Source organism: Vibrio jasicida 090810c, from assembly GCF_002887615.1.
Taxonomy (GTDB): domain Bacteria; phylum Pseudomonadota; class Gammaproteobacteria; order Enterobacterales; family Vibrionaceae; genus Vibrio; species Vibrio jasicida.
In genome coordinates this window covers 971,677-993,747 of sequence record NZ_CP025792.1, presented here as the reverse complement: position 1 = coordinate 993,747, position 22,071 = coordinate 971,677, and the positions used below count along the sequence as shown (strand labels likewise).

General features: G+C 46.1%; 16 protein-coding genes. 7 read left to right on the top strand and 9 right to left on the bottom strand.

What is annotated here, in order from left to right:
* Positions 1–23: 23 nt before the first annotated feature.
* The 3 genes from C1S73_RS04640 to C1S73_RS04630 all read left to right on the top strand — a co-directional run bounded on the left by C1S73_RS04640 (position 24) and on the right by C1S73_RS04630 (position 3,518).
* The gene (locus C1S73_RS04640) at positions 24–1,271 is read left to right on the top strand and encodes a M20 family metallo-hydrolase (RefSeq protein ID WP_038866958.1); all 1,248 of its coding nucleotides are present in this window, start codon (positions 24–26) and stop codon (positions 1,269–1,271) included.
* Positions 1,272–1,403: 132 nt separating this feature from the next.
* Positions 1,404–2,795, top strand: coding sequence for a YfcC family protein (locus C1S73_RS04635; protein ID WP_005437061.1), 1,392 nt, complete (start codon positions 1,404–1,406; stop codon positions 2,793–2,795).
* Positions 2,796–2,816: 21 nt separating this feature from the next.
* Positions 2,817–3,518: a DUF1028 domain-containing protein gene (locus tag C1S73_RS04630; protein ID WP_038866960.1), complete on the top strand. Its 702-nt coding sequence runs from the start codon at positions 2,817–2,819 to the stop codon at positions 3,516–3,518.
* A 63-nt stretch (positions 3,519–3,581) separates the two neighbouring features.
* Here the strand turns inward: C1S73_RS04630 and C1S73_RS04625 are convergent, their stop codons facing one another.
* The 5 genes from C1S73_RS04625 to C1S73_RS04605 form a co-directional block, all read right to left on the bottom strand.
* Positions 3,582–4,391 (bottom strand): fumarylacetoacetate hydrolase family protein, encoded by an 810-nt coding sequence (locus C1S73_RS04625; protein ID WP_038866962.1) that lies wholly within the window; start codon positions 4,389–4,391, stop codon positions 3,582–3,584.
* 87 nt (positions 4,392–4,478) lie between these two features.
* Complete coding sequence (locus C1S73_RS04620) at positions 4,479–5,435, bottom strand: AEC family transporter (protein ID WP_038866964.1); 957 nt, start codon at positions 5,433–5,435, stop codon at positions 4,479–4,481.
* 179 nt (positions 5,436–5,614) lie between these two features.
* Positions 5,615–7,231: a polysaccharide lyase 6 family protein gene (locus tag C1S73_RS04615; RefSeq protein ID WP_038866966.1), complete on the bottom strand. Its 1,617-nt coding sequence runs from the start codon at positions 7,229–7,231 to the stop codon at positions 5,615–5,617.
* Positions 7,232–7,289: 58 nt separating this feature from the next.
* On the bottom strand, positions 7,290–9,077 hold the full coding sequence (locus tag C1S73_RS04610) for a sodium:solute symporter family transporter (RefSeq protein ID WP_038866968.1): 1,788 nt from the start codon (positions 9,075–9,077) through the stop codon (positions 7,290–7,292).
* A gap of 414 nt (positions 9,078–9,491) precedes the next feature.
* Positions 9,492–11,273, bottom strand: coding sequence for a sodium:solute symporter family transporter (locus tag C1S73_RS04605; RefSeq protein WP_038866972.1), 1,782 nt, complete (start codon positions 11,271–11,273; stop codon positions 9,492–9,494).
* 1,403 nt (positions 11,274–12,676) lie between these two features.
* Here C1S73_RS04605 and C1S73_RS04600 point away from each other — a divergent pair.
* The 3 genes from C1S73_RS04600 to C1S73_RS04590 all read left to right on the top strand — a co-directional run bounded on the left by C1S73_RS04600 (position 12,677) and on the right by C1S73_RS04590 (position 16,327).
* Positions 12,677–13,936, top strand: a complete 1,260-nt coding sequence (locus C1S73_RS04600) for an alginate lyase family protein (RefSeq protein ID WP_038866974.1) — start codon at positions 12,677–12,679, stop codon at positions 13,934–13,936.
* Between the two features lie 71 nt (positions 13,937–14,007).
* Positions 14,008–14,724 carry an oligogalacturonate-specific porin KdgM family protein gene (locus C1S73_RS04595; protein WP_020195684.1) on the top strand — a complete coding sequence of 239 codons (717 nt, stop codon included), beginning with the start codon at positions 14,008–14,010 and terminating at the stop codon, positions 14,722–14,724.
* Positions 14,725–14,878: 154 nt separating this feature from the next.
* Complete coding sequence (locus tag C1S73_RS04590; protein ID WP_038866976.1) at positions 14,879–16,327, top strand: MltF family protein; 1,449 nt, start codon at positions 14,879–14,881, stop codon at positions 16,325–16,327.
* A 106-nt stretch (positions 16,328–16,433) separates the two neighbouring features.
* Here the strand turns inward: C1S73_RS04590 and C1S73_RS04585 are convergent, their stop codons facing one another.
* From C1S73_RS04585 to C1S73_RS04570, 4 genes are all read right to left on the bottom strand, one after another.
* Positions 16,434–17,318, bottom strand: coding sequence for a DMT family transporter (locus tag C1S73_RS04585; RefSeq protein ID WP_038866977.1), 885 nt, complete (start codon positions 17,316–17,318; stop codon positions 16,434–16,436).
* Between the two features lie 18 nt (positions 17,319–17,336).
* Positions 17,337–18,053, bottom strand: a complete 717-nt coding sequence (locus C1S73_RS04580; RefSeq protein WP_038866978.1) for a 3'-5' exonuclease — start codon at positions 18,051–18,053, stop codon at positions 17,337–17,339.
* Positions 18,053–19,915, bottom strand: coding sequence for a putative nucleotidyltransferase substrate binding domain-containing protein (locus C1S73_RS04575; protein WP_038866979.1), 1,863 nt, complete (start codon positions 19,913–19,915; stop codon positions 18,053–18,055). The genes C1S73_RS04580 and C1S73_RS04575 overlap by 1 nt, the downstream gene beginning before the upstream one ends.
* Positions 19,916–20,088: 173 nt before the next feature.
* Positions 20,089–20,808 (bottom strand): FadR/GntR family transcriptional regulator, encoded by a 720-nt coding sequence (locus C1S73_RS04570; RefSeq protein WP_038866981.1) that lies wholly within the window; start codon positions 20,806–20,808, stop codon positions 20,089–20,091.
* A gap of 368 nt (positions 20,809–21,176) precedes the next feature.
* On the opposite strand from C1S73_RS04570, the gene C1S73_RS04565 reads away from it, so the two are divergent.
* Complete coding sequence (locus C1S73_RS04565) at positions 21,177–21,953, top strand: SDR family NAD(P)-dependent oxidoreductase (RefSeq protein ID WP_038866984.1); 777 nt, start codon at positions 21,177–21,179, stop codon at positions 21,951–21,953.
* Positions 21,954–22,071: the final 118 nt, after the last annotated feature.

Below are 22,071 nucleotides of genomic sequence, written 5' to 3'. Positions count from 1 at the left end.
GGTTAGAAATAGAGCGATTCAAGATGGAAAAATTTGTAGAAACGGCCAGTCTAGCGTGGGAATGGTTGGAAGATATTGCTCAATGCAGCCAAACCAATGACCCAGATAGCGAAGGCGTGACGCGTTTGTGTGCCAGTGAAGAGCACGCGAGAGCAAATGAAAAGCTACGCGAGTGGATGTTGTTGTCTGGCATGGAAGTGCGCATGGATAACGCGGCTAACCTTATTGGTCGTTACCATAGCCCGAACCCAAATGCACAGACGCTGATCTTTGGTTCTCATCAAGATACCGTGCCAAATGGTGGCAAGTACGATGGTATTTTAGGCGTAATCCTACCTATCGCTTTGGTTTATTATTTCCATCAGCATAAATTTGAATTTCCTTTCCATATCGATGTGATTGCATTTAGCGATGAAGAGGGCACTCGATTCCAATCGACATTACTCGGTTCAAAAGCCATTGCCGGAACGTTTGACCCGAGCGTTTTGGATGCACGCGATGCTTACGGTATTACGATGCGTGAAGCACTGACTTCATTCGGTTGCCATCCAGAACTTATTGCGCAAGATGCTTACGACAAAGACAAGGTGTTGGGCTTTGTGGAACTCCACATTGAACAAGGCCCGCAACTTGAGCAAGCGAACTTGCCTGTGGGTGTGGTTACGGCCATCACCGGTATCGAGCGCCATACTTTGTCGGTTCTAGGGAAAGCTGGTCACGCGGGTACAGTGCCAATGGATATGCGCCAAGATGCGCTAGTTGGGGCTGCGCAGGTCATCCATATGTTTGACCAACTGTGTAAGCGTGAAGACGACCTTGTGGGTGTGGTGGGCAAAATTGCCAACTTCCCGAACGGTGTGAATGTGATTCCCCAGCAAACGGACATCACTATTGAGCTGCGCTCACCAAATGATGCTTCGCGTATTGCAGCACGACAAGAAATGCTGGCAAACATCGAAACCTTAATGACGCAGTACAATCTTGCGTATCGCCACGAACAGACTTACGAGCAAGCGGCTGTCACTTGTTCTGATTCGCTTTCCTCGGCACTGACTCAGGCGATCTCGCTATCCAATATTGAAGCTAAGCACTTATTTAGTGGTGCAGGGCATGATGGTCTCGCGGTGTGTGAATTAACCGACATTGCGATGCTGTTTATGCGTTGTACGGATGGGGTTAGCCACCATCCAGATGAAGCGATTCTACAAAAAGATCTGATGGCCGCAGTCGAAGTACTGAACCATTTCTGCATGCTGATGAAGCATCAATAACACACGAATAAAACAAGAGAGGGTGGGGATTCATCCTCTTTTTTACTTTAAAACCAAGCGTTGGTTTTTGCTTGCAAACGTGATTGCTCAAACGAGTGAGCTTTCATTCCTATACTAAGGAGAGATTTTGTTATGGATATGACAAAGAAGATGGAGACGACAGAGAAAAAGGCTTGGTACAAAAGCATGCCGGACCCGATGGTCCTGATCTTTATGATTTTAGTGGCGACTTACCTACTGACCTTTGTTGTGCCTGCGGGGGAATTCTCACGCGTTGTTGTCGATGGCCGAACCACGGTAGTACCGAACTCATTTGCCTATCTGAATGACGTTCCAGCGGTGCATTTCTTTGATATTTTTGTCGCGATTCCGAAAGGATTGATCAGCGCGGCACCTTACTTGTTCATCGTATTTATCGCTGGTGGTTTGTTCCACATCTTGCAACGTACTGGTGCGCTAGAGAACGCGATTGGTGTTGCGGTAAACAAAGCGGGTGTGAAGAACCGTAATCTGATCATCACTATCGGCACCTTTATCTACGGTTTCTTTGGCGTGGCGGTAGGCTTTGAGAACAACATCGCGCTTGTTCCGGTTGCAGTGCTGATTTCTGCGGCAGTTGGCTACTCTAGCCTTGTGGGCACCGTGATGGCGGTAGGCGGTATTGGTGTGGGCTTTGCGCTGTCACCAATCAACCCTTACACCGTGGGTGTAGCTCAAGGTATTGCTGAACTGCCGACCTTCTCAGGCGCTTGGCTGCGTGCAGCGATGGTGATTTCCTCTCTTGCATTATTGTCTTACTACATCTGTACTCGCGTAGCGAAGATGGAGTTTAAAGAGCCAGATTCAGCGGAAGGCTTAAGTAAAGATCTTTCAGAATACCACCTAGAGAAGAAAGACAAACTGACGCTGGGCGTATTCCTAGCAGGCCTAGGTGTGATGCTTTACGGTGTATTTGCCAACGGTTGGTACATCAATGAGATCGCAGGTCTGTTCTTATTGATGGCAATTGTGATCGGCGCGGTGAACGGTTTAAGTGCGAACGGCATCGTCAAGCAAATGATGGAAGGTGCATCGGGCGTAACCGCAGGTGCATTGGTGATTGGTGTTGCGGCATCGATTCAAATCATCCTCGATCAAGCACAAATCATCGACACTATCGTTAACGCATTGAGCTCACTGATCCAAGATATGCCGATTGCCATCTCTGCGATTGTCGCGAGTGTGGTGCAAGGTGTGATTAACCTATTCGTACCATCGGGTTCTGGTCAGGCAATGGTGACTATGCCAATCCTAATTCCTGTGGCAGATCTTACTGGCATGAGCCGTCAGCTGATGATCACCGCATTCCAAGTGGGTGATGGTTTGACCAACCTTATCGTACCGACTTCTGGTGGTACGCTAGCAATGTTGGCTCTTGGTCGCGTGTCTTACGAGCAGTGGCTCAAAGCCATCATGCCATTCATGGCGTTCGTTTATGTTCTATGTTGGGTAGCCCTGTTTGTTGGACAAATGGTTGGTTACTAACGTCTTTTATACTGAGAATCTATGACGATTTCACTTATACACGTTAACCCAGAAACAGGGTTATCGGCTTCCATTACAGCCACTGGCGGCGTTGCCGTCGGTGGCTACGTAAACCACAGTTGGCGTGGGATTGGCGCGTGTGCCACCCAAGGCTTGTTTACTAATCCTTGGTATGCCGACAACGCTAAGCGATGGTTATCCCAAGGGCTTTGTTGCCATGATGTGGTTGAGCGTTTGAAAGAGGGCGATGCTGAATTTGCTAAGCGCCAATGCATGGTAATGGATAAACATGGCCACGCGGCGTTTATCAATGGTGAAGAGAACATCGCGCACGTGGGTTCTCTTGCTTTTCAAGATCTCGCCGTTGCTGGCAACATGCTAGAAAGTGACGCGGTTATTGAAGCTTTTGCGGATTCATTTATGGCTCAAACAATGCTGAATGCTGAGCAAGTGAGAGCAGGGGACAAACCTCAATATCATGAGAACTACGAAGCAAGGTTAGCGGAAGTGCTCATAACTGCACTAGAAGCCGCGTTGGAAGCAGGCGGCGATAAGCGCGGTACGTATTCGGCTTCGCTTCGTATTGAAAGTTACACGCAAGCACCGATTGATATTCGCGTTGATTGGTCTGACGATAGCCTAATTGAAGACATGAGAAAGGTATTGAGTCGCGTACAAGCACCGAGCTTCCAAGAGTTTCTCAACGGATTGCCGAATCAGTAAGAGGATTCATGTCGCGCGAAATAAAAAGCCGAACAGTGACTGCTGTTCGGCTTTTTGTATCGGTTAAAACATAATTTTGTTTTCAACTTTAACGATGCCGTTGAGTGAAACAGAAACGACATCGTTATCTTTCACTTCAACAGTGTGAGTCGGTAAGTCGATGTAAATTAAATCGCCTGGTTTGAGTGTAAAATACTGGCTGAGTTCACTCACAACTTCTGCTGGAGAATAGGTCATTTCAGCCAAGGCATCATCGTTAATTGCTTTACCGTTGATTTTCGAAGAAACATGAATCTGGGTGAAATCGAGTCCGCGAACGATCTCATTCGCAATTGGGGCAAAACCGTCAGCACTTTTGGCTCTTAACGAATGGGCATCATGCTGCAGCCAGTTTGGTTCCGTAAGATCGCCCCCAACGGTGAGTCCAAATATAGCGGCTGACGCTTGCTTGGTATCGATGTTCTTACTTTGCTTTCCTATCACGACCACTAGGGAACTGGAATACTCTATGTTCTTCGCATCGGTTGGTATTTGAATAGGAACACCTTTTGAAATTAAGGCTGAGGGGAGTTTAAACGAAAATTGATAATCGTTTGCTTGTGTTTCACCAAGCTGTTTTTGGGCTTGAACAACGAATACTTTTTCAGGCTTAGTTGGAAGTAACAGGTTTACATCACGGACAGACATTTTTCGGGATGAAAGGGATGAGTCAGAGAAAATATCCCCCTTAAGAGGATAAATTGAGTCTTCAACGAGCTTACCGTATCCGATTTTTCCGAGGTGTTGATAGCGAACATATGTCGTTGAAGAGGCATTCGCGGCAAGGCAAACAACACTTAAACACGCACCTAAACATAATGCGATAAGCTTCATTCTAGAAATCCTTATTTTTTAGCGCATTATATCGGTTAATTAAAGGGAAGCGTATGCCGATATCTCCCACTTGGGTATATGTTTCGATTAAATGAGACTGTAACTCTTAAGGATGACGATACCCAATGTGCAAGTGATTGTTGAAAGCACAGTTGTTAAAGCAATGATGTTCGCCGCTAACACGGAGTTTCCTCCCATCGAGCGTGCCATCACATAACTTGCTGCCGCCACAGGAGAGGCGTTCATAAAGAACAGAATGCCAAGCTCAATCCCTCTAAAGCCGAACAAATACGCGCCTGTTGTAATCACGATAGGGGCGACGATCAGTTTGTAGCTGCTAGCAAACCAAGATGGTCCTTTCTCTTTCTTCATCAAACTTAAATCGAGTGAGCCGCCGGTACACAAGAGGGCAAGGGGAAGCGTCATCTTTGATAGATAGTTACCGGCATCAATCGCCACATCCGGAACCGGAATCGACAGAAGGTAGAACACCATGCCAGAGACAATCGCGATGATCAGAGGGTTGCGCGTTAAGGTTCTCACCATCATTTTGGCGGCTTGAGATCCAGACGTTGCCCCTTTTGGAGACAAACAAATCACCGCTTGCACATTATAGATAAAGGTGGTCACCGCAACATAAAGCGCGGCCAGCGCCACACCTTGTGAACCGTAAGCATTTGCCACATACGCAATGCCGATGATACCCGTATTGGCGCGAAAGCCACCTTGGATTAAAACGCCTTGGTCTGGTGAAGATTTGAAGAACAGTTTGACGGAGGTAAAAGTGAAAATGAAAAACGCGATGCTGGCAACAATGCCGTAATTGACGAAGCCGCTAGCCGCAGAGAAATCGTGCTCGGAGACGACGATACTCAAGAACAACATTGCAGGTAGCGTGACCTGAAACACCAGTTTAGAACCGACTTCGATAAAGTTGTCGTTGATAAGCCCAATGCGTTTGAAGATAACGCCCAAGACCAGCATTAAGCAGATGGGGCCAGTGATCGACAACGAGAATTGCAACTGATGTAAAACAGCATCCATGAGTGTATCCGCAGCAAAAGAAAAGAGTTTTATAATTGTCATACAATTAAACCACAACTCAATCTTGGGAGACAGTAGGGTGGTGAAATTTTCTTCAGTTATTGTGGGGTTACTGGTGAAAGGAGAGGAAAACCAGTCTGGCTTGTATCACCAGACTGGAAGCAAACTCTAAAGCAGAATTACTTTTGAGCGTTTGAAAGGAGGTAATCAGGCCCTGCTGTTTCCGCCGTTACCACAGATAGCTTGCTCGTATCCGCACCAACGCCTTGGTATTGAGTAAAGCCTTTCACTTGTTCGCTTTTTGGTAGCTCTACCGAGTAAGAAGCGATTTGCTCTGCGTTAGTCACCGTGCCGACGTAGACTTCGTTGTTGTAGGTAGGATTCACCAGCGGCAACTCTTCTGTCGCGCGTACACTCACGAATTGCTCTTGCTGGTGGTTATCAACCACGTTGCTATCGAAGTGAACGTCCACGCCAGCGAAAATGTTCTTCACTTCACTGTTGTTGAACAGGCTCACACGGTGCGTTTGGTTGCCGTAGACAATGCCCCATTCCGTATCTACAAGGGTGTTGTTACGAATGGTGATGTTCTTTGGTGTCCATTGTTTGTTGAGCTCTTTGCCTTTTACTGCTTGGTCTAGCTTCTCGCCGTTTGCTACATCAATAATGCCAGTGTTGATCACGATGCCGCCACGTAGATCTGCATTGCCTTCAATTTTGCCATCACGACCGCGCGTGCCAGTGATGTAGTTGTTCTCAATCACGTGGTCTTCATCGTAAATACGCATACCGCCAGTCAGCAGTTTTTCATTACCTAGAATCACGTTGTCTTTCACCACGTTCGCTTTACCGTGACGAAGAGAAATCAGAGAGGCACTTTCAAAGATGGTGTTGCCAGAGATTTCATTGCCGCCTGACTTAATCGAAATCAGCTCACGCTCACCATCCATATCAATCATCAGGTTGTTGGTGAACTTAGAGTTTGATGCCCATTGAGAAGATTTAGAGTCACCAATTCGAATCGCTTCCCAGCTGTTGCCGTTGTAGCGAATCGCTTCTTTGATGTCGAACTCATTGAACTGGTTTGGTTTTTGGTCCAAGAAAATGTTGTTAGCAATAAGGTGGTTATCTGGTGTGTCGTCTTTTTGTACGCCAATTAACGTGCCGCGCTTTTGCTTACCTTCAAAACGGTTGTTGATCACTTTTCCATCTTTACCCCAAAGCGAAACCCACAAGTATTTCGGGTATTCAGAGCGACGTTCGTCCGGTTGGTATTCGTAAGCGTGGTTGAAGTAGTAGAACGTAGAGTTTTGCAAAGTGTTGTTGTTACCCATCATACGCACGCCGCCGAAACGTTCAGCAGGGCCGCCTTCGGTAAACACCAAACCGTCGACAGTGATGTTGTTACCTTCAAGGCGAAGCTGAGCCAAACCCGTTAGCCAAACGCTGCCAGGTTGCTCCGCCTTGATGGTAATGTTGTCGGCTTTCACCGTGACGATATCAAGATCCGCGTATTTACCCGCAGGAATCGTGATTGTTGTACCGTCTTTGGCATTCTCCATTTGTTGTTTCAATGCTTGCACAGCGTCTGCTGATTGCGCTTCAAGTGCGCTGCCATCCACTGTGTTTAAGCGATCCGTAGCAAGCAAGTAATCGCGAGTGATGTCATTCACCGCGGTTTCAACAACAGCGGGAGCCGCAGCTTCTGTCGTTTGAGAAGGTGAAGTGTTACAACCTACTAGGGTCAGGGCAGAAATGGACGCGGCAACCACGCCAGCAAGCATTGTTTTTTTCATAATGTATCTCTTTGTAGAAGCACAAAAAGCGGTTGAATACTCAACCGCTTGTTTCTCGTTATGAGTTCTCCGTTATCGGAGCCCCCTCAGAAGCGCGCTCTGCGTTGCCATCGACTGCTCTCATCAGCGCCACGCCGACGCCAAGAACAATCACACCACAGAACACGAAAATCATGCGTCCCCAGAATGGGTTAGGCAGTAAGAACATCGCCATCACACCCACACCAGATACGGCAATCAACGAACCCAACATTTGGCGTTGTTTGTTATCCAGTTTTTTCTGTTCCGTTGAGTCAGAAACCAACGGTGTTGCTAAGTTATTGAAGAAGCGGTCAACGTCTTGTTGGCGTTTCTCTTCAAGCGGTTTGTAGAACAGTGTCGACAGAGCAAAGAAGCCTGCGGTAAACACCAAGTGACCAATCAAACCAACCGCAACTTTTAGATCTGACCATTCACGGCCTGTTAGAGGCTGAAGATCAAACCAGTTTTGAATCATTTCCGGTGTGATGACAAAACCAACCGTGTAAGACACGATGCCACCTACCACCAATGTGCCCCAGCCAGCCCAGTCCGGTGTTCTCTTGATGAAGAAGCCACAGAACGCAGGAATCGTCATTGGGAAGCCAATCAACGCGCCAACGTACATCATGGTGTCGAACAGGCTCAGACCTTTTAGCGAGTTGATGAACAGAGCAATCAAGATGATCGCGATGCCGAAGAAGGTAGAGGTGATTTTCGATACGATCATCAGCTCTTTTTCTGTCGCGTTCGGGCGCAGAATCGGCAAGTAGAAGTTCATCACGAAGATGCCTGAGTTACGGTTCAAACCCGAGTCCATTGACGACATCGTCGCCGCAAACATCGCTGAAATCAGCAGACCAACCATGCCCGCTGGCATGTACTGCTCAACAAAGTACAAGTAAGCAAAATCACCCGCTTTTGAGCCTGCTTCTGGGTAGTGCGCCGATAGGTCAACACCTTGGCTTGCAATGAACCAAGAAGGGGTAAACCAAATAAATACGCCCACTGTCATTAGTACACACGCAAGCAGTGCCGCTTTCTTCGCGTTCTTAGAGTCTTTTGCCGCTAGGTAACGGTGACAGTTCAACATGTTGTTGTTGATAGAGAACTGCTTTAAGAAAATGAACACTGCCCAGATACCAAAAATACTGAGGTAGTTCAGGTTGTTACCCGTTACGAAAGACCCGTTTTCTTGAACAGGGAAGTTCGCAATGATTTCTGTAATACCGCCGCCTTTTACTACCGCAACCACCGCACACGTCACCGTTACTGCCATGATGATGACCATCTGCATAAAGTCAGATGCGATAACCGCCCAAGAGCCGCCCGTTACGGACATCATTAGTACCACTAAGCCCGTGATCCAAATGGTGGTTGTCATATCGAAGCCGAAAATGCCCGATGCAATGATCGCCAAACCATTCAACCAGATACCCGCAGAAATCACGCTGCTTGGCATGCCAGACCAAGTGAATACTTGCTCGTTAAAGCGACCAAAGCGCATGCGAATCGCATCAATCGGCGTGATAACGCGCAGCTGGCGGAATTTTGGTGCGAAGTACAGGTAGTTCATCAAGTAACCGAACGCATTCGCTAAGAAGATAGTCGCTACAGCGAAGCCATCGGTGTACGCTTTACCGGCCGCACCAGTAAATGTCCAAGCACTGAACTGGGTCATAAACGCCGTTGCGCCTACCATCCACCACAGCATGTTGCCGCCCCCGCGGAAGTAGTCACTGGTGGTGCTTGTAAATGTTCTAAACATCCAGCCTATCGCAATGAGGAATAGGAAATAGATGCCAACAATCAGGGTATTGAGTTCCATTTTTCGACCTTCTCATAGTCATTGATTTCTGCCAGATATATTATCCGTTCGATTATTTATTTGTACTACAATAATTCAATTGTGTGATGAAGTGATTAATACTGGAAATCGGATTGACCCAGTACATTCTTCTGCTTCTATCTGCAAGAACTGATTGTTGTGAACTTAAAATCGATTATTCAATAACTTATGATGAGCTTTGTCAGTATGGAACCCCGTTAATTACATTCGCTTATCGTATCAACAAGAAACTTTGGTTATACATTTTGCTTATTTTGTATGATTATTTCTTTGTTAAATTCGCTGGTTATTTAATGTCTCAACCGCAACGGACTTAACAAAAAAGTAAACAAATAGACCTGAGTGATAAGGGAAGAATGAAGCGGCTGAGTACAACCGCTTCATAAGGTAGATTTAACTTTCGGTTACCGCTTGTTGGGTTTGAGTACCGTTGTCGTCGACTGCTTTAACAAGTAGCAGACCAACGCCACCAACAATGGCACCACACAAGATGAAGACTAAGCGTCCCCACATTGGGTTTGGCAGTAGCGCCATCAGCATTACGCCTACACCAGCGACTGCGATGAGTTTGCCAAGCATTTGACGTTGCTTGTTATCAAGAACTTTCTGTTCTGCAGATTCAGCAACAAGTGGTGTTGATAGGTTGTCGAAGAACTTATCTACGTCTGCCTGACGTTTCTCACTTAGAGGCTTGTAGAACAGAGTTGATAGAACAAAGAAGCCACCCGTTAGCGTAATGTGGCCAACTAGACCAATCGCGACTTTAACGTCTGACCATTCACGGCCAGTAAGCTGCTCAAGACCGAATGCTGAAGAAACCATGTCAGCAGTGATAACGAAACCAACAACGTAAGAGACAAGACCACCGACAATCAGCGTGCCCCAACCAGCCCAGTCAGGCGTCTTCTTAATAAAGAAGCCAAGGAATGCAGGGATTGTCATTGGGAAGCCGATCAAGGCACCTACGTACATCATGGTGTCGAACAGGCTCAGACCTTTTAGTGAGTTGATGAACTGCGCAACCAGGATGATGGCAATACCAAATACCGTTGACGTAATTTTCGATACCGTTACTAGCTCTTTCTCTGATGCTTGGCCACGGCGAACTACTGGTTCGTAGAAGTTCTTAACGAAGATACCAGAGTTGCGGTTTAGACCTGAATCCATTGAAGACATGGTCGCGGCAAACATTGCTGCTACGAGAAGGCCAACCATACCTGCTGGCATGTATTCTTGTACGAAGTAAAGGTAAGCGAAGTCGCCTGCTTTGCTACCTGCATCTGGGTAAGCTGCTGATAGGTCTACGCCTTGACCCGCAATGTACCAAGAAGGCATGAACCAAATGAATACACCGCCTAGCATTAGAACACACGCTAGCAATGCTGCTTTCTTCGCGTTTTTTGAGTCTTTTGCTGCAAGGTAGCGGTAAGAGTTCAACATGTTGTTGGTAATAGAGAACTGCTTAACAAAGATGAAGAACGCCCAAATGCTAAAGATGCTTAGGTAGTTCAGGTTGTTACCAGAGACGAAAGAACCGCCTTCTGCAACAGGGAAGTTATTGATGACTTCAGTAATGCCGCCGCCTTGAACGATCGCAACAACTGCACAAGTTACCGTTACCGCCATGATGATGACCATCTGCATGAAGTCAGACGCGATAACCGCCCAAGAGCCACCCGTCACTGACATCATCAGTACCACCAAACCGGTAATCCAGATAGTTGCTGTCATATCAAAGCCGAAAATACCAGAAGCGATGATCGCCAGTGCATTCAACCAAACACCAGCAGATACCACACTGTTTGGCATTGAAGACCAAGTAAAGACTTGTTCGTTCGTGGTGCCGAAACGCATACGAATCGCTTCAATTACCGTCACTACGCGTAGCTGGCGGAACTTTGGTGCGAAATAAGCAAAGTTCATGAAGTAACCGAATGCGTTTGCTAGGAAGATAACCGCAACCGCGAAACCATCGTTATAAGCTTTGCCAGCAGCACCAGTAAACGTCCATGCAGAGAACTGCGTCATGAAGGCCGTTGCACCAACCATCCACCAAAGCATGTTGCCGCCGCCTCGGAAATAGTCACTAGTCGTATTGGTAAACGTTCTGAACATCCAACCTATTGCAATTAAGAATAGAAAGTAGATGCCTACAATAAGGGTATTGAGTTCCATCTTTAGACCTTTTGATCGTTATTTAATGTCTTGAGGCAATACTAACTATCAGTTTGCTTATTTGTAGTACAATAACTCAAAAGCGTGACGAATGATCCGGAATGGGTCATTTCAATAATCATACAAGTGATCGTGATCGGATATTGACATTGCACTCAAAAAGGGAAGGGTGCACCAAGTCAATATCACGACAGGTTATCAATGGCTTTGGCATGCACTCGATTGGTTCAATAGCGTTTATAGCCTTAGATAATAAGGGCTATAACGGAGTAAGAAGGTGTGAACTATTGTCAGATTTGTATGACTATTGCAGATAAAAAAACGCCCACGACATGCCTGTAATGCGTGGGCGAAAAACGGTATTGATACCGTCTGAGCCAAGGGCTCTGTTGGATTGCAATAGAACAGTGAAACGAGGTTCTGGATGTAGCTGAAAGATACTCGAGGGGTATATCTCTCATCGCTGCTAAGCACGTTACGCTGTAAGATCTTCGACAATCATTGCAAAGTTCAACAAAGCTAGGCTCTGTAAAGTGTTGTTATGATATGGGAGCAACTATACCAATCGACACAAAACATCCTCGTCTGCTCGATCTCGGCGTTTTACCTATGCCGATTGGTATTAAAGACTTCCCAATTAATTAACGGCTCCTAAAAATAAACTATTCATAACCAATTAAGCGTTTTCCTTGCTATCTGTTGATAGCGAAACCAGCTTGTTGATTTGTCTCTATAAGTGTCTGTTACAAAAGACAAACCGCTACAGCCACTTAAGTCCAATGAGAACCACAACTGTTGGAAGCAACATCAAGCTGCTTAGAACCATCAAGACTTGAGCAACAGCGAGTAGGGATGACAAAACAGTATTCTTCAATGTCGAAAGTTTCACTGGTCGCATCCATCTTGTTCGCTGTACTTTGCTTCTATTGCTATTTCTTGTGCTTACTTAATTCTTCTATCCACTTATATCTCAGCCTGACATAAGTGACCTCTGCTTATATAGCTTCGGCCTTCCTCATTTTATCTCTATAACCAAGCGATGCTTAACCTGTTATTGGACTCTATATAGAAAAGGACAGAGCGAAAAAGTGCGCGTCAATAGCAATTTGATGTTCTGTGTCTCAAAAACTTGAAATGATTATATTGTATTACAAATAAAAATGAACTCATTTGGTGCAAAAATATGCGGTAGAGCACATTTTTAGCCTAAATATTAAGACAATTAATAAGCAAGAAAGAGAGTTAATATATTTAATATCAATAAGTTAATGTGAACTTTAGTGATTTTAATAAAGTTTGATAACGCGGATAAATCATACAATTAGATCTAATTCACAGAACGCTCAACATCGGCTAGGTACTATATTTGTAGTATTTTAACTCAAGATATAAGGCCGATAATAATGAAACCCCTACGACCTCTACATCTAGCAACCTGCCTCAGCGCCATTCTTTTCAGTGCTAACACTCTCGCTGCAGACTTTGTGTTCCTTGATGAAGCAACGCTTGAACAAAACCGCGCTGTTTTACAGTCAGATAAAGCGAGCGATTCAATGAAAGACGCGTACGACCGTCTGATTGAAGAAGCAGAATTGGCGATGAAAGATGGCCCGTTCACGGTAACGGCGAAAGGCATGACGCCACCAAGCGGTAGCAAAAACGATTACATGAGCATCAGCCCGTACTGGTGGCCAGATGAATCGAAAGAAGATGGCCTTCCTTGGGTTCGTCACGATGGCAAAACCAACCCAGCATCGAAAACAGCTGAAACAGACTCTAAGCGTATTGGTCACTTCACTCGTTCTGTTCGCGCATTGGCATTGGCTTATTACTTCAGCCAAGACGAGAAATACGCAAAACAAGGGATCGAATACGTTCGTACTTGGTTCATGAATGATGAAACTAAGATGAACCCGAATGTGAATTACGGTCAGGGTGTACCTGGTCGTGCAGAAGGTCGTCGTGGCGGCATTATTGATACGCGTACTCTGGCCGATCGCATGCTGGACTCAATCGCCATCCTTTCGCTTTCTCCTGCTTGGACGGAAAAAGACGAACAGCAAATTACACAATGGTACGGCGAATACCTAGATTGGTTGATCATTGATGACCTATCAGGTGGTCCGAAAGGCGAAGCTGCTGCGGCAAACAACCATGGCACTTGGTATGACTTCCAAGTCGCGAGTATTGCTTACTTCTTAGGTAATGAACCTTTAGCAAAACAGATGGTTCAAAAAGGCAAGATGCGCGTAGACACTCAGTTCGAAAAAGATGGCTCTCAGCCTCATGAAATCGAACGTACTCGCGCTTACCACTACCACTACTTCAGTTTAGATCCATTGGTCGGCATCGCTCAAATCGGTGACAAAGTGGGCATCGACCTATGGCACTACCAAAACAAGAAAGGTGGCTCATTAGCGCAAGGTATTCAGCTAATGGCGACTTATCAAGATCCTGCGTCTGACTGGCCATACACCGCGAAAGACAATCCACGCCGCGTAGAGCGCATGACACCGATTTATCTAAAAGCAGGTGTGGCGATGGAGAAACCTGAGTGGGTGAAACTGGCAAGCGAAACTGACTTTAGCCGCTTCACAGTGAAGAAGAACTTGGCAGAAGTTTGGGCTCAGCGCGATATCGAATTGCTTTACCCAAAACAATAAAACCCTAAAAAGGGCGGCGTGTATGCGCGTCGCCACTTTGAAATACAATTTATTTACAGTGGAACATTACTATGACATCTAAAAAACAAATTGCTTTAGCGATCGCGACAACCCTTTTTGCAGGTAGCATTTCAGCCGCGTCACTAGACTTCCGTGAAGAATACAAACACGATTCAGAGCAGTGGGCAGGCCGTATCAAAATTGGTGGCAGCACAGGTAACCATTACTACGGCGTTGAAATGAAGCACACTGGTAACTTAAGCGAGCTTCAACGTGGTGATAGCGAATTCGAATACGGTTACCACTTCAAATTTGATAACAACTGGCGTGTAACCACATCGATGCCAATTACCTTTGGTGACGAAGCCGTAACGTACAAACCACAAGTTCGTGTTCAATACAAATTCGATTCTGGTATCACAACCAAGCTTCGCTACCGTCACGAGTTCCGCAACTACGCATCTGGTAAAACATCAACAGGTCTAGACGGCAAACAACACGACTCACTAAACGCGAGTAAAATCACAGGTAACATCGATTACAACTGGAACGCTTGGCAATTTGGTTTTGAAGCAAACTACAAAGAAGATTTCTTCAGCGATGAGTGGAAGCTAGGTAACCGCGACGGTAAGTACGAATGGGACTACAACTTTAAACTAGGCTACAAAGAGAAAGGTTGGGATTGGCGTCCATACGTAGAATTCGGTAACGTTCAATGTAACAGCTCTTGTGATGACAGCTCATCTCGTCAGCTACGTAGCCGTGTTGGTGTGACGTACAGCTTCTAATCTAAGCCACAAATAAATTAAGATTCTTTCCAATAGCCCGCCCCCGAAGCGGGCTATTTTTATTTCTCGAACAAGGTCAGGCTCAGACCTAAGACATGCCCTTGAGTTTTTATTGCTAAAATTATCATTAATGATTTGGCGAACGGATAAGCTCATGGTGGGTAAAATACTTTGCATCGTCCTGTGTCTTTGGTCTTTCTCTCATACCAGTGCCGCATTGGAACTGTCTCCTTTAAAGTCTGACCCCTACGTGGGGGACTTAGAGACCCTTAAGGAAAAGAAAGCCGTTCGTATTTTGGTGTCTGCTGATCTGGGTTTTTACTACATCCAAAATGGTAAGCCGAAAGGCATTATCTCTGAGCTTATTTATGAATTTGAACGCTATTTAAGGAAGAACAAAAAGGCGATCAACATTCAGGTTATTCCGGTCGCAAGAAACGAACTCATCCCCAAATTGATAGCTGGTTATGGTGACGTCATAGTTGCGAATCTAACCATTACCAATGAGCGCAAAGAGCAGATTGCGTTTAGCGATCCGGTACGAGAAAACGTCTCAGAAATCATTGTTACCAACAGCAGATACTCGGACATTAAAACCGTGGATGATTTGAGTGGGCTGGATGTTTGGGTGAGAGAAAGCTCGAGTTATCATAAGAGCTTAACTAAGGTAAATAATTACTTCACGATACAAAACAAACCGCTGATTAATATCTTGTTTCTTGATGAGATCATGCAAGATTATGAGGTCTTAGAAATGGTCAGTGCGGGCATTATCGATATCACCGTACTCGACCGACACAAGACGGGGATGTGGGGGAATATCTTTCCCGGCGTGGCATTCCATAATCAAATCACCATCAGAGAAAATGCACAGATTGGCTGGGGAATACGACAAGATTCGCCACAGTTAGAAGAGGCGGTGAACAAGTTCATCAAGGAAGTGCGCATAGGAACTTTGTTCGGCAATGTGGTCAATGAAAGGTATCTAGAAAACGACAAATGGTTGAGAAAGTTCCTTAACCGAGACAACGCAGTTCGTTCTAGAGAGTTGTTGGATATCTTCTATCTCTATTCACAAGAGTATCAGTTTAACCATCTGTTGATGTTGGCCCAAGGCTTTCAAGAGTCAGGTTTGAACCAGAATGTGATCTCTCATATGGGGGCGGTTGGGATTATGCAAATCTTGCCCACAACCGCGCGGGATAGAGCGGTAAATATCTCGAACATTTATGAAGAAGAGCCAAACATTCATGCTGGAGTGAAATACATGAACTACCTAAGGAAATACTTCTTTAACGATGACAACATCAGCGACAACGACATCATTTATTTCTGTCTTGCAGCCTACAATGCGGGGCCGGGTAACATGAGGAAGATGAGAAGAATCGCCAAAGAAAAAGGGTATGATCCCAATGTTTGGTTCGGCAATGTGGAAGTGGTGACTCGACAATACATTGGACTAGAGCCGATACGCTACGTGAGCAACATTAACCATTATTTTATTGCCTACAAGCTGTTAGAGCGACTCGACAATCGTCGTAGTGAACTTGAGGCTTATCTTCACCCACCATACAAACTCGAAACCATTAAGCTCTATTACTAACGAGCAAATGGTCATCGGTATAGACATTAGCGAGATAGCGATAACACACTAAAGAAAAGAGGAGCGCTGTGCTCCTCTTAAGTATTTATCTTATTGCTTAAAGTGATTAAGACACTTCTTGTGCAGTCTCTACTCGGCGCTTGTTACCCAGTAAACGCTGCCAATTGAGCGGCATCATCGGCAGTACAATCAGGACGATACCGAGCGCGGTAAACAGGTCAGGTATTTCATCAAACCACATCACACCAAACAATGTCACGAACGCCAGTCCGGAGTACTCAGCTAGTGCAATCTGGCTTGCAGGAGCACGCTTAAACGCTTTGACCACCAAGGCATGGTAGGCAAGCACAAACAAGTTAATTGCCATAATCCACATCAGATGTTGCCATGTAATGGCTTGCCATTGAGGGTAGGCGAGCAATAAAGCGACCGGTAATGTCATTAACGTTGTCCAAAACAAGGTGCACACCAAAGGCTGGTCTTGAGGCATACGGCGAATAAGGATGTTGCCCACACCGATGGCAAGCGCGCTGCCTAGAGCAATGATCGCCGCCCAATGGAAATGTTCAGGGCGAAGCACAATTAAGACGCCACCAAAGCCAATCAAGGTGCCGAAAATCTTTCCTTTGGAGGGCTTTTCTTTGAGGAAGATAACCGAGAGCGGCAGCACCAATAATGGGCCCACATAGAAAATCGCATTCGCTGTCGCCAATGGCAGATGCGTGATTGCTACCATAGCGCTGGCACTGCCTATCAGAATCAATTGCGCACGGCAGAAGGTGATCCAATCGCATCCCATTTGACGCTCTCGTTTATCCAAACGAACCCAAAGAGGTAAAAGCAACACCAGACTGATTAATTGGCGAATAAAGACGTATTGAAAAGTGGGCACTTCGCCATTGAGCATTTTGAGGGAAACGTCAGAAAGAGACGCAACCAAGTTCGCCGCCACCAAAAGGAAGATGGCGCTAGAGACATCAGATTTTTTCATATTGGAATGTATAGAGAGTTAGAGACTCAATCGATAAAGGGTACCGATGGTGGTTTTTCCTTGAGGAGTAATGCGAGTTTTTTGTGCCAACAACAGCTCTGCAGTCGCAACCGCATCCGCTAACGCATTGTGCCCATTGTATTCTGGCAGGCCATAACGAGCGCGAGTGCCAGAGAGAGTGACATCAATTTCGTCACGAGGATTAATCGCTTTCTGTAGATGCTTTTCAATGCACATGGTGTCGAGCCAAACCAAAGGCGGTTCGCTGAGTTTAAACACCCGCTGTAGATATTGATTGATGAACTGGGTTTCGACCACACAAGCGTGAGCGACCAAGATCTTGCCTTTAGCGGCGTGGAAAAACGCTCGCATGGCATCATGGATAGAAACGCCTTCGGACAGCATTTGCGGCGTAATATGGTTGATCACCGCGGTTTCTGGTTTGATTTGCGAATCACTATTGATGTACATGTGCTGGCTGGTGGCCAGATCCACTTTGCCATTCGCAATGTCTACCCAACCGATCGACAAAATCAAATCTTCTTCGCTGTCTAAGCCGGTCGTTTCCAAATCTAGCACAATGTAATTGGCATCTTGTGCAAATTGCGCCGCTTCCAGATGTGGCGTTTGAACCAGCGCTTTGATGTGCTCTGGCATGGTCGTCTGTTTCACGTATTGCTCGCGCTTTCGATTCAGGCGCGAGCAAGGATGAAAGTGTTCTAAGATTCGCTTCATTAACGGCTCCCAAAGCGCACTTTCGCCGCTTCTTGCAAATCAGCAATAATACGGAAGGCGTCTTTCAGGTGCTGGCGTTCAAAGCTACCGAACGTATTTGGGTCGATGTGGTTATTTGGCTCTTCACCGCGTTTCAGCGCTTCTAACTGATGACCAAAACGGAACGATAAGATGAACTGGTAGGCGTTCAGGATGTTCTTGTACGCATCTTCACTTAATACGCCCGCTTCATTCGCTGCTTTGAAACGCTCGTCGGTTGCCGTTAAATCACACTCAACCGCCAAACCGTAAATGCGCGCCAAATCGATGATCAGATTGATGGCGTATTTCTTCACATCGAGCGTCTTCTTGTTCTCACCCGACTTCTCCAAAACTAAACTGTTGAAGATGCCCAACGGGGGATTGGTGTTCACCGCATCGTTCACTAACATGGAGAGGAACTCACGGTTGCTGCGAATGTTAGTATGCAGTTCATCTCGCAAGATGCTCTCGTAATCTTTATTGCCGTAAAGGGTACGAATTTCCAAGAACACGCTGATGTTTAGTAAGCGCTCGTATTCTGGGTTGGCAACCCACTTTTTGTAGTACTTCTTCCAAACGCTTAGAGGTTGGCACCACTTTGGCGTCGCGGCCATAAACTTGCCAGGACACAAAGGGTAATCACAGCTTGCAAGGCCGTTACTGACGATCATAGCAAGATGCTTGAAGTAAATTCGGTCGTTCTCTGTCGCGTGGTCAGCAAGGACGATCGCGCTGTCTTGATCCGACAACATGTGGACTTCGTTACGAGCGTGAGAGCCTGCCACAATCCATGAGAACTTACATGGCGGAGGACCAAGCTTATCAATCGCGATTTGAATCAAACGGCGCGTGTAAGCGTCCATGATCATTGTCATCACTTTACCGATGACTTCTGGTGAGACGTGCCCATCAACTAGCGCTTCAAAGATCGCTTGGCGCTCTGGAGTAAAGCTCGACAGAGATTTGACGCTGCCTGCGTATTTGATTTTCTCGATCAAGAAGATGGCTTGCACACGGTGGTTTTGCACAAGATGTGTCGTAGTAAGCACGCCGACGACCTTGTTATTTTCCACTAATGGCAGGTTGCGAATATTGTGCTGCATCATCATCGATGCGGCGTGTAAGACGAGATCATCCGGTTTGATGGTTTGCGGATCGTGTGTCATCACTTCAGAAATAGGGCGGTCAGTACTTACCCCTTGTGCGATAACGCGCTTGGTCATATCGCGGTCGGTAATCAAGCCAACGATTTTGTCGTTTTCGTAAACCACGGCGCAAGGGGAGCATTTGGTCAGCATCTCGTTTGCAACGGTTTGAATCGACTGATCGGCAGTCACTACTGCAACGCGACCGCTGGCGACCTCGCCAACGCGGCGAATGAACAAGCCTTTCTCTTTGTTTGACCACACCACATCCAGCGCGGATTTCAAACGAACTTGTGCCTGAGAAGCAAAGTGTTCTGCACATTCTGGGTGGGTTTCGAACAGCTTTTTAAGGGCCGAGTTGGGAATCACATAAACCAGTGAGTTCTCAATTGCGATGGCGCGGTAGCCCTTAGTGCTGTCGATTTGGCTGCCAAGAAAGGTGAAACCGAAGATGTCTTCTGGCCCCAGTTTCGCACGTAGCACACCATCGGACTTTCTTTGCTCCATGGAGCCAGTTCGTATGATGTAGAGCGACTTCTCTTGGCCTGTCACGCATTGGTCAATGACTTCACCTTTGCCCAGGTAAGTAATCTGCACGTGCGATGCGAGTTCACGTAAAGCGGGTTTTGGGATCTTGTCGAATGGGTCGACTTGCCCAATAAATTGCAGGATGTTTGGCAGCAAAGATTCAGTCATAACACAGCACTTTAATAAATTTGATTTGTATTATTATATATCTAAATTTAATCAAAGTATCACTGAATAAGAAGTTTTTTGTGAGGATAGAGAGGGTTCTGGCTAAAGCAAGAGGGGAGTAGAGACAAAAAAGCACGCGAAGGACGCGTGCTTTCAATGGTTTGTCGATGAACTTATTTTACTGGCGCTAAGCGGTGCTTAGAGTCTAATAAGTGATTTGCTGATGCTTGGCGCGCTTTGTCAGCGTTACCTGCCATGATTGCATCGTAAATCTGACGGTGTTCTTTGATACAAGTGCTGCCTTCTTCCGAAGAGTGCGCAATAAAGTTAACGAACATCGTCGTCAGGATATTGCCGAATGGTAGGTAGAAGTCGTTACCCGTTGCGTTGAAAATCAGGCTATGGAAACGAGTGTCAACTTCCATCCATTTTGCCTGATCAAACTCTTCCGCTTCTGCAACGTCGACCATCTGCTGGAAAGTTTCAGATAATTCAATACGTTGTTCCGCAGTCGCGTGGATAGCAGCAAGTGCACATGCCTCTGGCTCGATCGCACGGCGTAAACCAAGGAATTGACCACAGAACTGGTCAGTATCTGCAAGACCGTCCATCCATTCAATCAGCTGAGGATCTAAGAAGTTCCAGTAAGCGCGGTTGATGACGCGAGTACCGACTTTAGGACGCGACTCAAGTAGGCCTTTCGACGTTAGCAATTTCACTGCCTCACGCAGTGCAGTACGGCTGATGCCAAATTGCTCACAAAGAACCATTTCGCCAGGTAGGATCGAGCCTTGAGGGAGCTTACCAGACAAAATGCCACGCGCGATTTCACGTGCAACTTGCACATGAAGGCTTCGCTTAGAGCCTGAGATAGAATGAAATTCGCCAGACATAATCTTCACTTAATTACTAAATATGTATTATTTAAGCCGTACTATAGCACTCTTGCCCCCACCCACCAAGCAGATGTGAACGTAATATAAGAAGGTTCACATAACGCGTGTTTTCACTAGACACAATCAATGATTGCGTTGACTTGAGCGCTTCTTCAATATCGTTTTTATCGCTATCAAGTTGTTAAATTATTCATACAAATAATAGCTGTAAAATCCTACTTGCTGTGACCCAAACCACAAATGCAACGCAAAACTGACGAATTTTGCCGGATCTCGCTCAATTGGGTGCAAATACGCTTGCGACCGAAAGATCTTATTGTATGATTTATCTCGAAAGCACGAATAACTAACATAGGTAAACCGTCATGTTTAACGATTTGAAAGGTAAGCGCGTACTTATCACTGGTTCTACGTCAGGTATGGGCCTAGCGGCGGCACGCGTGTTCGCAAAATACGGCGCTAAAATCGGCATTAACAGTCATCAAACCGGTCCTGACGCAGATGCAGCTGTGACTGAGCTAACCGCACTTGGTGGCGATGTTAAGTTTTTCCAAGCGAACCTTATGGTGACCGCAGATTGCGAAAAGCTGGTTAAGGAATTTACCGAACATTTCGGTGGCATGGACGTGCTAATCAACAACGCTGGTGGTCTTGGCGGTCGTGAAAACCTAGAAAACATCGATGATGAGTTCTACAACCGCGTTATGGATCTGAACGCTCGTTCTGCGTTGATGACAACCAAATATTCAATCCCGCACCTTCGTGCATCCGCATTGGAATCTGGTGAGACAGCATGTGTGATCAGCACTGGCTCTATCGCAGCTCGTGAAGGTGGCGGTGTTGGTGCTGGTATCTACGCAGCATCAAAAGCATGGTTGCACGACATTCACCGTAACTGGGTGAAAGAGTTCACTAAAGACAACATCCGTTTCAACATCGTTTCTCCAGGCACTATCGACACCGCATTCCACGATGGTAAATCTGACGAGTTGAAAGCAGCAATCGCAAGCGGTATCCCTATGGGTCGCTTCGGTCGAATCGAAGAAGTAGCACCAACGTTTGCTTTCTTTGCTTCACATGCATGTTCTGGTTACATCACTGGCCAAGTGCTGGATGTAAACGGCGGACAAATGGCGCCATAAGCGCTGACCTATTTCGTTTCAGACGAATACACTGACCTCAAAAAGCCAGCTTCGTCTGGCTTTTTTTGATCATTTATCAAGTGCTAAGGCACTGGAAGCATAATTATAAGGAGCGTCA